The following is a 13577-nucleotide window of genomic DNA, read 5'->3' as shown; positions in this document are numbered from 1 at the left end:
AGTAGGCTAATTCGGTAAAAAAGACGTGGTTTTTCACGGCACTGACGGTTCCTGGCTACCCCCACCTCCTTTCCCCTACTCCGTTGGCAATTTAGGGGTAATCCTTTATTGGTATGGGTATACTCCAGGGTATGCACCAGAATAGCGCCATTCCTGCAAGCAGGCCACGTCAGGAGCACGCCACCTCTATGTTAAAAAGATGTTTATCTCCGCTGACGCTCGTGAATCAGCTCGCTCTGATTGTTTTGCTGTCCACCGCCATCGGCGTGACCGGCATGGCGATCTCCGGCTGGCTGGTACAGGGCGTACAGGGTAATGCGCATGCCATCAACGAGGCAGGCTCGCTACGCATGCAGAGTTATCGCCTGCTGGCGTCGGTTCCCCTGACGCAGGACGATCGGCCCCTGATTGATGAAATGGAGCGCACGGTCTTCAGCCCCGAACTGGAAAACGCGGCCATCCGCGCCGGTCAGCAGTCCCAGCTTAACGCCCTTCAGGGCTACTGGCACAGCCAGCTGGAGCCCGGGCTGAAGCAGGCGCGCAGCACGGAAACCGTTGCGCAGGACGTGGCGGGATTCGTCTCACGCATTGATGCGCTGGTCTCCTCTTTCGACCAAACCACCGAACTCCGCATCGACCGGGTGGTGATGGTGCACCGCGCCATGGCCCTGTTTATGGGGCTGCTGCTGATCTTCACCATCGTCTGGCTCCGCGCGCGGCTGCTGAACCCGTGGAAACAGCTGCTGGCAATGGCCCGCGCGGTGACCGCACGCGATTTTACCCAGCGCACGCACATCAGCGGGCGCAACGAGATGGCCATGCTCGGCCAGGCGCTCAACACCATGTCGGCGGAACTCTCCGAGAGCTACGCGGTGCTGGAACAGCGCGTTCAGGAAAAAACGGCCGGACTGGAGCAGAAAAACGAGATCCTCTCCTTCCTGTGGCAGGCCAACCGTCGTCTGCACATGCAGGTACCGCTATGCGAACGCCTCTCGCCGGTGCTGAACGGCCTGCAAAATCTGACCCTGCTTCACGACCTTGAGCTGCGCGTCTACGATGTGGAAGACGAAGATAACCATCAGGAATTTACCTGTCAGTCGGATATGTCCTGCGATGACAAAGGCTGCCATCTTTGCCCTCGCGGCCTGCCGCCGCTGACGTCCGGCGGCACCACCCTGAAGTGGCGCCTGACCGACAGCCACACCCAGTACGGTATTCTGCTGGCAACGCTGCCAGCCGGGCGTCACCTGAGCCACGACCAGCAGCAGCTGGTCGATACGCTGGTCGAACAGCTAACGGCCACGCTGGCGCTCGACAGGCATCAGGAAAAGCAGCAGCAGCTGATCGTCATGGAAGAGCGCGCGACCATCGCCCGCGAGCTTCACGACTCGATCGCCCAGTCGCTCTCCTGTATGAAAATGCAGGTGAGCTGCCTGCAGATGCAGGATGCGGAGATGCCCGAAAGCAACAAGCAGCTGCTCAGCCAGATCCGCAACGAGCTGAACACCTCCTGGATACAGCTTCGCGAGCTGCTGACTACCTTCCGTCTGCAGCTGACCGAGCCGGGCCTGCGTCCGGCGCTGGAGTCCAGCTGTCACGAATTTAGCGCCCGACTGGGGTTCCCGGTGAAGCTGGACTACCAGCTGCCGCCGCGGTTTGTCCCCTCCCACCAGGCCATACATGTACTGCAGATCGCCCGTGAAGCGCTGAGCAACGTGCTTAAGCATTCCGGCGCGACGGCGGTAACGGTCACCGTCAGCCAGCACAATAATCAGGTGAAGCTCACGGTTCACGACAACGGCCGCGGCGTGCCGGAAAATGCCGAACGCACTAACCACTATGGTTTAATTATTATGCGAGACCGCGCCCAAAGCCTGCGCGGTGATTGCCAGGTTCGCCGGAGAGAGACGGGTGGCACGGAAGTCGTGGTCACCTTTATTCCCGAGAAACCGCTTACAACTGCTCAAGGAGAAACCCATGACTAATCAGGAACCGGCATCCATCCTGTTGATCGACGACCATCCGATGCTGCGTACTGGCGTGAAACAGCTGGTCAGCATGGCGCCCGATATCACCGTGGTTGGCGAAGCCAGCAACGGTGAACAGGGCATTGAGCTTGCCGAATCCCTCGATCCCGACCTGATCCTGCTCGATCTGAATATGCCCGGCATGAACGGTCTGGAAACCCTCGACAAGCTGCGGGAAAAATCGCTTTCCGGGCGCATCGTCGTCTTTAGCGTGTCGAACCATGAAGAGGATGTGGTAACGGCGCTGAAGCGCGGGGCGGATGGTTATCTGCTCAAGGATATGGAGCCGGAAGACTTGCTTAAGGCGCTGCAGCAGGCCGCGGCGGGCGAGATGGTTCTCAGCGAAGCCTTAACGCCGGTGCTGGCTGCCAGCCTGCGCGCCAATCGCGCCACCTCTGACCGTGACGTCAGCCAGTTAACCCCGCGCGAGCGCGATATTCTCAAACTCATTGCCCAGGGGCTGCCGAACAAAATGATCGCCCGCCGCCTGGACATCACCGAAAGCACGGTCAAGGTGCACGTGAAGCATATGCTGAAGAAAATGAAGCTCAAATCCCGCGTTGAAGCCGCGGTGTGGGTGCATCAGGAACGCATTTTTTAAGGATTACTCCTCCGGCAGAAGCTTCCAGCGCGGGTCGTTGTCCGGCAATGCGACCAGCGGCTGCACGACGGTCAGCACGATCTCATTGGACGAGACGCGCTGGCCTTTCTCATCTTCCACCACCGCCGACAGGTGCCAGCGGTTTGTCGCCCCTTCATTGTCATCCCAGGCAGGCATAATTACACTCCAGCCGTCGCTGCTGTTGCTTTTGGACGGCGACGTCAGGCTCAGCGCCTGCGTATCCCCCTGCCAGTGGATCTCACGAATGCCGTGCGCGCTGCGAACCTGAAGCTTCAGCATAACGGTCTCGCCCCCTTTCAGATCCCACGGCGGCGTCGCCAGCCAGACGGACAGCGTTTTACGCTGGCGGAACTCCATCACCGGCAGGCTATTGCGCTCCGGCGAGTCGTAGCGGCTTCCGCGCAGGGAGCGCGTGGCTGCGACTTCACCGGCGGAAAGCTGCTTAACCAGCGGCACGCCAAAGCGATAGTTGAGCTTCAACCCGAGGTTATTCTGGCTCGCGCCACTTTCGCCCTGCTTGTGCGCGGCGGTCAGGGTGACCAGCGGAACGGGGGTATAGTTAAGCCCCAGATTCACCGCTACGGGATTGTGATAGCCCGTTCCGCTATTGAAGAGATCGACGTTATCGCCGAAGTATTGCTCGAAGCTCACGCTGGTATTCAGATGATGGAACCACGGCAGCCAGGCTTTAGCGGTGACGTCATAGCCGCGCGCCATGCGCTGCTCCTGGACGTCGGAGCGATCGCGCCAGCCGGCAAAGGGCTGATAATAGTTGGCTGACAGGCGCAGATTTTCCCCCCACGCTTCCGCGCCCAGCCCGGCACGCTGCAGGTTTTCGTCCAGCAGGTTATCGTAAAATGTGTTGTAACCCAGCAGCCATTTCCCGGCGACCCAGCGCTGGCCTATTCCGGCGTTACTGACCAGGCCATCCGCCTGCTGGGTCAGGCCAAGCTGGCTCCAGCTCAGGTAACGGTTGTTATCGTTCCGGGGGATAAACCAGCTCCCGCTGCTGCCGTTAAATTTGCCGTCGTTATCCACCAGCAAGTTCACGCTGGCGTTCCCCCAGGGCGAAAGCCAGGACTCAATCTGCTGGTTCACTTCGCCGCTCACCGCGTCGCGCACCTGGCCAAACGCAAACTGACGCGCCTGCTCGCCCGTTGTCAGGCCGTTGTCGGTCATGCTGGCTTCACCGAAGGCTTTCGCCATTTCGGCCAGGTGTTTTTCCCCCTCGCCCGTTGGCGCCGCCATGCCGAGGTCGGGCAAACTATCCCCATTATTATCAAAGGGATTTTGCGCCTGCTGGATAAAGGAATTCGGCGCACCGTGAACGGCTCCGACCGTAACAAGGGAGAGTAATAACAGCAAACGAATGCGGGACGATACAGCCATCAACGTCGTAAATAAGAACCTGTGTTTATGAATAAACTCCTATTATGTTAACGCGATAAGCCTTGAAATGCAGTTCTGGCGGACATTTCAGGATTATCCTGAAACAGCCCTTTCAGCTCCGGCACGCAGGAGCCACAGTTCGTACCACAGCGCAGCGTCGCCCCCAGCGCGGTGACGGAATCACACCCGCCGACGATCGCCTCCCGTATCGCATTCTCCCCGACGCTGAAACAGCTGCAGATGATGCGTCCCGGATCCGCCGCCTTCCCGACGCTCTGTCCGTTCAACAAGGCGTGGCGTTCTGCGAGAAGCACGGGTGGGGATTGAAAAGCGGCTTCAATCACCGCATGCGCCAGCGCCGGTAACGCGGTGCTCTCCCAGAAGCCCAGCATCAGCTGGCCTTCATGCCAGGCCAGCACGCTGCTGCGTTCGCCGGTTTGCGCAACCTGCAGCTGCCAGCCACGAGCGCTGGCGTATTCCATTACCCACGGCAGCAGCGGTTGATCGCCCGCCACCGTCAGGCGTGAGGCTTTACGCCACCAGTAAGCCGAAGAGGGCATTTCCGGCCATTCCCGGGCATAGAGTTCCCCCTGCCAGGCGGGCTGCCAGGGCAGGATCCTGACGGCGGTTTGTTTACTCTCTGGCTGGCCCGAAACCGGATCGCAGCGCCCTTCCACCAGCGCATTCACCTTTCCCTGGCGGGCAAACCCGGCGTTCCAGTGCATCGGGGCAAACGCCTCGCCTTCCCGTATCCCGTCGCTGATTCGCACTCTTGCCACCATCACGCCGCGCGGCGAGCTGATGCGCGCCAGCTGGCCGTCGCACAGGGAAAACCGAACGGCGTCTGCCGGGCCAACCTCAACAAACGGTTCGGCGATATGCTGCATCAGCCTCGCCACGTATCCCGTTCGGGTCATGGTATGCCACTGATCGCGGATGCGCCCCGAGTTGAGAATCAGCGGGTATAAGGCGCTGACCGTCGCGCCGTGCGACAGAGGGATAACGGGAACGATGTTTCGGCGCGGAAAACTCCCCGTCGGCCACTGATAAGGCTCAAGCTGATCCCACTCCTCACGGGTTAGCGCAGCCAGTTCATGAAGACTCAATGCCCGCGCGCCGTCATTTTCAAAGGCCGTCAGCGCCGCATGTTCGCAAAAAATCTCGTGCGGATGTTGCCAGGCAAAGGCCTCGCCGTAGCCCAGCCGTTTCGCCATCTGCGCGACGATCCACCAGTCCGGCTTCGCTTCGCCCGGCGCGGGCAGAAACGCGCGCTGGCGCGAAATGCGGCGTTCCGAGTTTGTCACCGTCCCGTCCTTCTCCCCCCAGCCCAGCGCCGGAAAACGGATATGGGCGAACCGGCTGGTATCGGTATCCTTCATCACCTCAGAAACCATCACCAGCGGGCAGTTCGCCAGCGCCTGACACACCGCGTGGCTGTCGGGCAGCGACACGGCAGGGTTGGTGCCCATGATCCACACCGCCTTCACCTCGCCGCGGGCAATGGCGTCAAACAGCTCCACCGCCATCAGGCCCGGCGTCTGCGCCAGCCGTTCCGTTCCCCAGAAACGCGCCACCCGCGAGAGATCGTCCGGCTCAAAGTTCATGTGCGCCGCCAGCTGGTTCGCCAGCCCGCCCACTTCCCTTCCCCCCATCGCGTTTGGCTGTCCGGTCAGCGAAAACGGGCCGCAGCCCGGACGGTTGAACTTCCCGCTGGCAAGATGAACGTTAATGATGGCGTTACACTTGTCGCTGCCGCTGGCGGACTGGTTGATCCCCATGGTGTAGAGCGTGATGGCCCGGGGCGCCGTCATAAACCAGTCATAAAAGGTGCCTATATCCTGCGGCGAGAGGCCGCAAAACGCCGCCACGCGCTCAACGGGCCACTCATCCGTTCCCTGAATCACATTAAGCAGACCGACAAACAGCCCGGCGTCGCTGCCGGGGGCGAGCGCCAGATGCAGGTCAGCAATATCACAGGTGGCGGTTCTGCGGGGATCGATAACCACCACCTTCATCTGCGGGTTGTCGTGCTTCGCCTGCACCAGCCGCTGGTAGAGCACCGGATGCGTCCAGGCCGCGTTCGAGCCAGCCAGCACCACCAGATCGCTGTTTTCCATATCCTCGTAGCCGCACGGCACCACGTCTTCGCCAAAGGCGCGCTTGTAGCCCACCACCGCCGAGGACATACAGAGCCGGGAGTTGGTATCGATGTTTGCCGCGCCGATAAACCCTTTCATCAGCTTGTTGGCGGCATAGTAATCCTCGGTCAACAGCTGGCCGGAGGCGTAAAACGCCACCGCCTGCGGCCCCCATTTATCGATAATCTCCCGCAGGCGCTCTCCTGCCGCGCTCAGCGCCTGCGCCCAGTCCACCTCAAGGCCGTCAACGACCGGGCGCAAAAGCCGCCCCTGTAAGCCCGTCGTTTCCCCCAGGGCCGATCCTTTCACGCACAGGCGCCCCAGGTTCGCAGGATGGGTTTTATCCCCATGAACGCTGACCGCTTCACCTTCCACGCGGGCGACCACGCCGCAGCCCACCCCGCAGTAGGGGCACGTTGTCCAGGTTTCCGTCATGAGGCCTCCGCACGCATTACCAGGGCGTCGCTGCCAACCCACACCTTGCCGTTTTCAATCTTCACTGGCCACGCACGCACCGCGGGTTCGCCGTTCTCTACCTGACAGCCGTCGCGCAGGCGAATGCGCTGCTTGTAGAGCGGTGAAATCACCACCGGCTCGCCCGCCGCATCGCCAAGAATGCCGCGTGAAAGCACGTTCGCATCGCCGCCCGGCTCCCGATCGTCGAGGGCGTAAACGGTTTTACCAAAGCGGAAGAGCGCAATCGGCTTACGTCCAAGCCGCGCGCCGATGCCCGCCTGCTCGGGGATATCGTCGATGCCGCAAATTTCCTGCCAGCGCTTGCTTTCATCCGACGCGGTCTGGTTCACCGTCGTGCGGAACAGCGCCAGGCGGCTGGGATCGCTGAGCGTGGTTTGCCATTCGCACTGGTAGGCTTCCACCACCCGGGCCATCTCCTGCTCCAGCTCGTGGGCGATGCCGAGGCTGTCGGTGAGGATCACCTCCCGCAGATAGTCGAGGCCGCCCTCAAGGTTGTCCATCCAGGTGCTGGTGCGCTGCAGGCGATCCGCCGTGCGGATGTAAAACATCAGGAAACGGTCGACGGTGCGAATTAACGTTTCGTCGTCCAGATCGCTGGCGAAGAGATCCGCGTGGCGCGGCTTCATCCCGCCGTTGCCGCACAGATAGAGGTTCCAGCCCTTATCGGTGGCAATCACCCCCACGTCTTTGCTCTGCGCCTCCGCGCATTCGCGGGTGCAGCCTGAGACCGCCATTTTGATTTTGTGCGGCGCGCGCAGGCCCTTGTAGCGGTGCTCCAGCCGGACCGCGAGGCCGGTGGAGTCCTGCACGCCGTAGCGGCACCAGGTCGAGCCGACGCAGGATTTCACCGTGCGCAGGGATTTACCGTAGGCGTGTCCGGTTTCAAACCCGGCCTCCACCAGCGCCTGCCAGATCGCCGGCAGCTGTTCCAGAGTGGCGCCGAAAAGATCGATACGCTGTCCGCCGGTAATTTTGCTGTACAGGCTGTAGCGTTTCGCAATCTGCCCGATGGCAATCAGCCCGTCGGCAGTCACTTCCCCTGCGGGCATGCGCGGCACGATGGAGTATGTGCCGTCCTTCTGGATGTTGGCGAAGTAGCGGTCGTTGGTATCCTGCAGCGGCAGGTGCGCCGGTTTCAGCAGATACTCGTTCCAGCAGGAGGCGAGCACCGATCCCACCAGCGGCTTGCAGATCTCGCATCCGTGCCCCTGTCCGTAGCGGCTGATAAGCTGGTCAAAGGTGCGGATATGGTTGACGCGCACGAGGTGGTAAATCTCCTGGCGCGAGTACGGGAAGTGCTCGCAGATGTCCTTTTTCACCTCCACGCCCTGCTCCGCAAGCTGGAACTCCATCACCTGCTTCACCAGTGCGCTACATCCGCCGCAGCCGGTCGCCGCTTTGGTGTACTGCTTAACGGCGCCGATATCCGCCGCGCCCGCGCTCACCGCCCGGCAAATATCGCCTTTACTGACGTTATGACACGAACAGATCTGCGCGCTTTCCGGCAGCGCCGCCACGCCGAGCGCTTTTGGCGCGCTGCCTGACGACGCGGGTAAAATGAGCGTTTCCGGCTCTTTCGGCAGGCTGATGCCGTTAAGCATCATCTGCACCAGCGTGGCGTATTCGCTGGCATCGCCCACCAGCACGCCGCCGAGCAGCGTTTTGCCGTCGTGGCTGACCACGATTTTCTTGTAGATTTGCTGCGGGCCGTGCGTCCACTGGTAGCTCAGCGCCCCCGGGGTGCGCCCGTGGGCGTCGCCGAACGAGGCCACGTCCACGCCGAGCAGCTTGAGCTTAGTGCTCATATCCGCGCCGGTGAAGGTTTTATCCTCCCCCGCCAGCGCGGCGGCGGCCACGCGCGCCATCTGATAGCCGGGCGCGACCAGACCGAAGATTTTCCCCTCCCACAGGGCGCATTCGCCGATGGCCAGCACGTCCGGATCGGAGGTCTGGCAGCCGTCGTCAATGCAGATCCCGCCGCGTTCGCCGATAGCCAGCCCGCTGCTGCGCGCCAGCGCGTCTTGCGGACGGATGCCCGCCGAAAAGACCACCATGTCCGTTTCCAGCTGTTCGCCATCGGCAAAGCGCAGCACCAGCCCGCCGTCCGCGGTGGCGATCTCCGTCGTGGCTTTACTGGTGTGAACGCCGACGCCCAGCGCCTCGATTTTCTTGCGCAGCATCGCCGCGCCGTCGTTGTCGAGCTGGACCGCCATCAGGTTGGGCGCAAACTCCACCACGTGGGTTTCCAGCCCGAGCTGCTTCAGGGCATTCGCCGCCTCCAGTCCGAGCAGGCCGCCGCCAATCACCACGCCGCGGCGCGAGCCCGCCGCATGTGCAGCAATGTTGTCCAGGTCGTCAAGGGTGCGGTAGACAAAACAGCCCGGCAAATCGTTGCCCGGCACGGGCGGAACGAACGGGTATGAGCCGGTCGCCAGCACCAGCTTGTCCCAGTGGGTCTCATGCCCGCTGGCGGTACGCACCACGCGCGCGTCGCGATCGATAGCGACGATCTGCTGCGACAGGCGCAGCTCAATGCCGCTGTCAGCAAAGAAATCCCCCTCCACCAGCGAGAGCGACGCCGCGCTGCGGCCGCCAAAATATTCCGACAAATGCACACGGTCGTAGGCGGCATAGCGCTCCTCGCCAAAGACAACGATCTGATACTGCTGATGCAGATTGCGCTTAACGCAGTCTTCGAGGAAATGATGGCCGACCATACCGTGCCCAACCACCACCAGAGTAGGTTTTGTCATAGCATTCTGTCCTGCAACCTGCGGTTGCGTAGTGAAACGATCGAACAGCCAGTCCGCGTGTGCGGGCGTGGCCGTTGCCAGTAAATCGGTAAACGTTGCCGCGCTGCGGCAGTCGCCCATCAGCAGCGCGCCAGCCAGCGCCCCCTGATGGATCAATAAACGACGATAGTGACGGGTCAGCGGATCCCATGCGCTCCAGACCACGTCGCCCTCCTGCTCCGCCGCACGGCCGAGGCTGAACAGCTCCACGCCCGTCACCTTGAGGCGCATCCCGCTGTCGGTCAGGGTAAACGGCGCGGTAGCGTCCCCGGCCAGCCGCGCGGCCAGAATTTCCGCCTGCGCCAGGCAGGGGGCGACCAGGCCAAACGTCTGCCCGTCAATTTCGCAGCACTCGCCGATGGCGTAGACATTCGGTTCGGAGGTTTGCATCTGGTGATCCACCACGATGCCGCGCGCGCAGCGAATGCCGCTGGCCTGCGCCAGCGCGACGCTGGGCTGCACGCCGGTCGCCAGCACCACGCGAGCGGCGACGACGCGGCGCCCGTTGAGCAGCGTCACGCTATTCCCGCTCACCGCTGCGATGCCCGAGGCGAGCTCACAGCGCACGCCCCGCGCCGCCAGCGTCTCTTCCAGCAGCATTCCCGCCTGCCGATCCAGCTGCTGCTCCATCAGCCACGGACCGCGATGAACCAACGTGACGTTGTCACATGAGCGCGCCAGCGCTGCCGCCGTCTCAACCCCGAGCACGCCGCCGCCCAGCACCACCGCCGGACCGGCGATCGTCCGAATGGCCCGCGTATCCTCCAGGGTGCGGAACGTGAACACATGCGGCGCATCGCAGCCGGGGATTGGCGGAATAAAGGGCGTTGATCCGGTGGCAAACACCAGCGCGTCCCAGCCCAGCGTGCGGGCGGTGGTTTGCACTTCCCGCGCGTCCACGTTCACGGCGATCGCCTTTTCGCCCCGCAGCACCGTCACGCCGCGCGACTGGTACCAGTCGTCATCCTGCAAACAGATGTCTGCAGCCTGCTTTTCACCGCCCAGGACCGGCGAAAGCTGGATGCGGTTATAGGCATGCTCCGGCTCGTCACCGATGACGGTGATAGCGAAACGACCGTCAGCACGCCCGGTGAGCGAGGCAATCAGCCGCGTGGCCGCCATGCCATTTCCGATAATGACCAGTCGCATCAAAACCCCTCGTTACGCCGCTTTCGGCTGCTTTTCATAGAGGAAATGGAGGATCTGCTGGCGCATGTGGTGATAGCGGCTGTCGTCGGCCAGCTGCACCCGGTTGCGCGGGCGCGGCAGGTCCACGCGCAGGATCTCCCCGACGGTGGCCGCCGGGCCGTTGGTCATCATCAGCACGCGATCGGAGAGCAGCACCGCCTCGTCCACGTCGTGGGTAATGAGCACGATGGTGGTGTTCAGCGCCTGCTGGATCTGCATCACCGAGTCCTGCAGATGCGCGCGCGTCAGGGCGTCGAGGGCGCCGAAGGGTTCATCCATCAGCAGGACTTTCGGCTTCATCGCCAGCGCGCGGGCAATACCGACGCGCTGCTTCATGCCGCCGGAGATCTCCCCCGGTCGCTTGTGCAGGGCGTGCCCCATCTGCACGCGGTCGAGGTTGTGCTCGATCCACTCCCTGCGCTCCGCCTTGCTCATGCTGTGGCGAAACACGTGATCGACCGCCAGGGCCACGTTGTCGAAGCAGGTGAGCCACGGCAGCAGCGAATGGTTCTGGAAGACCACCGCACGTTCCGGACCCGGCCCGGCGATTTCACGGTTGTCGCAGATCAGCCCGCCTTCCGTCGGCAGGGTAATACCGGCGATGAGGTTCAGCAGCGTCGATTTGCCGCAGCCGGAGTGCCCGATCAGGCTGACGGTTTCGCCCTCGTGGATATCAAAAGAGACGTTTTGCAGCGCCACAAACTCGCCGCTGGCGGTGGAAAAACGCTGGCTCACGGCCTGGACCTGAATTAATGGTTTCATGTTCGCTCCTTATTTTTCCTGCCAGCTAAAGCGACGGGCGATCAGCATCAGCCCCTGCTCCAGCAGCAGCCCGACCACGCCAATGATGACGATGGCGATGAGAATGTTTTCGACGTTGAGGTTGTTCCACTCGTTCCAGATCCAGAAGCCGATCCCTAAACCTCCGGTGAGCATCTCGGCGGCGACGATCACCAGCCAGGCGATGCCGATGGAGAGACGCACCCCGGTCAGCACCGCGGGCAGCACCGCCGGGAAGAGAATGCGGCGCATGATGGTCCACTCGGAAAGCTGCAGCACCCGGGCCACGTTGAGGTAGTCCTGCGGAATGCGGCGTACGCCTTCGGCGGTGTTGATCACCATCGGCCAGATGGAGCAGATGAAAATGGTCCAGCTCGACGCGGGCTCCGCTTTCTGGAACAGCAGCAGGCCGATGGGCAGCCAGGCCAGCGGGCTAACCGGGCGTAACAGCGCGATCAGCGGGCCGAACATGCGAGAGAAAAAGGTGAAGCGACCAATCAGGAAGCCGAGCGGGATCCCGGTGAGCGCGGCCAGGCCAAAGCCCACCGCCACGCGCTGTAATGAGGCGAGCACGTTCCAGCCGATGCCCATATCGTTAGGCCCGTCGCGATAAAACGGATCGGCAAACAGGGTGATGGCGGAATCGAGCGTGCTGAGCGGCGTCGGGAAACCTTTGCTGTTAATCGCCGCCAGCTGCCAGAGCACCACCAGCAGTCCCAGACCGAGAAACGCCGGGATGATGCGCTGGAGGATCGCGTTAATCCGACGCGCAAACGTCGGCGTACGGCGGCGAACCTGCACCGGAGGCAGGACAATCATCTCCCCACTCTCCGGCGTCTCGTGTGAATTCGTCTTTTGCAGATGCTGCATAATCAGGCCCCTTTACGGTGAATGGCGAAACGGCTGGCGTATCCTTCCGGGTCGGTACCGTTCCAGACGGTGCCGTCCATCAATGTGCTGCTGCGTAATGGTGAAGTCGGTGTGCTGATGCCCCCCACCGCCGTGGCGGCATCCTGCCAGACCGCGGTCTGGTTAATGCGCTGCGCGATGCCCGCGTAGTCCGGCGCGGATTTGAGCAAGCCCCAGCGGCGGAACTGGGTTAAGAACCACATGCCGTCGGAGAGATACGGGTAGCTGACGGCCCCCTCGTTGAAGAAGCGGATCGGGTGCGCGTCCTGCCAGCGCTGGCCCAGGCCGTTGTCGTACTCGCCGAGCATGCGTCCGGTGAGATACTGTTCCTTGCAGTTGAGCCACGCCCGGCGCGAGAGGATCTGCGCGGTCTCGCGTTTGTTTTCCGGGGAGGCTTCGATCCAGCGCGCCGCCTCCAGTACCGCGCTCACCAGCGCCCGCGCGGTGTGCGGGTTTTTCTCCACCCAGTCGCGGCGCGTACCGAGGATTTTTTCCGGATGATCGGCCCAGATAGACTGCGACGTGGCGGCGGTAAAACCGATGCGGTCGTTGATGGCCCGGTCGTTCCACGGCTCGCCGACGCAAAAGCCGACCATGTTGCCAATGCGCATGTTCATCACCATCTGCGGCGGCGGCACCACCACCGTACGCACGTCGTCAAAGGGGTTAATGCCCGCGCTGGCCAGCCAGTAGTAGAGCCACATGGCGTGCGTCCCGGTCGGGAAGGTGTGCGCGAAGGTGTAGGTGCCGGGCGCCTGCTGCCCAATGAGCTTTTTCAGCCCGTCAAGGTCTCGTACGCCCTTCTCCGCCAGATCGCTGGAAAGCGTAATCGCCTGGCCGTTCTGATTGAGCGTCATCAGGTTCGCCATCTGCTGCGGCTTGCCGGCGATGCCCAGCTCCAGGCCGTACAGCAGGCCGTAGAGAATGTGCGCGGCATCGAGTTCGCCCGCCACCAGCTTGTCGCGCACCGCCGCCCAGCTCGCCTCTTTGGTGGGTACGATGGTAATACCGTATTTTTTATCAAAGCCTTTCAGCGCCGCGATAACCACCGGGGCGCAGTCGGTCAGCGGGATAAACCCGATGCGCACCGTTTCCTGCTCCGGTTTATCCGAGCCTGCCGCCCATGCGGCCTGCATGATACCCGGTAACAGCATTGCGCCACTCGCCAGCACGCTGGCCTGCAAAAAACGCCGTCTCGACAAATCCGCCATGACCACTCCTGAAAAAAAACCAAAAAAAAGCGCCCACGATGCCG

Annotated in this window: 8 protein-coding genes; 2 read left to right on the top strand and 6 right to left on the bottom strand. The window is 62.4% G+C overall.

Features of this window, described 5'->3' with window-relative positions:
* Positions 1–188 precede the first annotated feature (188 nt).
* Positions 189–1985 carry a nitrate/nitrite two-component system sensor histidine kinase NarX gene (narX, locus tag P346_RS21165; RefSeq protein ID WP_032656680.1) on the top strand — a complete coding sequence of 599 codons (1797 nt, stop codon included), beginning with the start codon at positions 189–191 and terminating at the stop codon, positions 1983–1985.
* The gene (gene narL / locus P346_RS21170) at positions 1978–2628 is read left to right on the top strand and encodes a two-component system response regulator NarL (RefSeq protein ID WP_008499531.1); all 651 of its coding nucleotides are present in this window, start codon (positions 1978–1980) and stop codon (positions 2626–2628) included. Before narX ends, narL begins: the two co-directional genes overlap by 8 nt.
* 3 nt (positions 2629–2631) lie before the next feature.
* Here narL and P346_RS21175 read toward each other — a convergent pair whose 3' ends face one another.
* The 6 genes from P346_RS21175 to P346_RS21195 are packed head-to-tail and all read right to left on the bottom strand — an operon-like array spanning position 2632 to position 13533.
* Positions 2632–4038: a YchO/YchP family invasin gene (locus tag P346_RS21175; protein WP_032656679.1), complete on the bottom strand. Its 1407-nt coding sequence runs from the start codon at positions 4036–4038 to the stop codon at positions 2632–2634.
* 47 nt (positions 4039–4085) lie between these two features.
* The gene (locus P346_RS21180; protein ID WP_032656678.1) at positions 4086–6611 is read right to left on the bottom strand and encodes a nitrate reductase; all 2526 of its coding nucleotides are present in this window, start codon (positions 6609–6611) and stop codon (positions 4086–4088) included.
* Positions 6608–10594, bottom strand: coding sequence for a nitrite reductase large subunit NirB (nirB, locus tag P346_RS0121335; RefSeq protein ID WP_084492128.1), 3987 nt, complete (start codon positions 10592–10594; stop codon positions 6608–6610). Before nirB ends, P346_RS21180 begins: the two co-directional genes overlap by 4 nt.
* A gap of 12 nt (positions 10595–10606) precedes the next feature.
* A complete protein-coding gene (locus tag P346_RS21185) occupies positions 10607–11395 on the bottom strand; it encodes an ABC transporter ATP-binding protein (protein ID WP_032656677.1) in 789 nt (262 codons plus the stop codon).
* A 9-nt stretch (positions 11396–11404) separates the two neighbouring features.
* Entirely contained in the window at positions 11405–12283 is an 879-nt protein-coding gene (gene ntrB / locus P346_RS21190; protein ID WP_032656676.1) for a nitrate ABC transporter permease, read from the bottom strand.
* Between the two features lie 2 nt (positions 12284–12285).
* The gene (locus P346_RS21195; protein WP_032656675.1) at positions 12286–13533 is read right to left on the bottom strand and encodes a CmpA/NrtA family ABC transporter substrate-binding protein; all 1248 of its coding nucleotides are present in this window, start codon (positions 13531–13533) and stop codon (positions 12286–12288) included.
* Positions 13534–13577 lie beyond the last annotated feature (44 nt).

The organism is Enterobacter sp. DC1, from assembly GCF_000568075.1.
GTDB lineage: Bacteria > Pseudomonadota > Gammaproteobacteria > Enterobacterales > Enterobacteriaceae > Enterobacter > Enterobacter asburiae.
The sequence above is the reverse complement of the archived record's forward strand: the minus strand, read 5'-3'. Positions and strand labels throughout refer to the sequence as shown.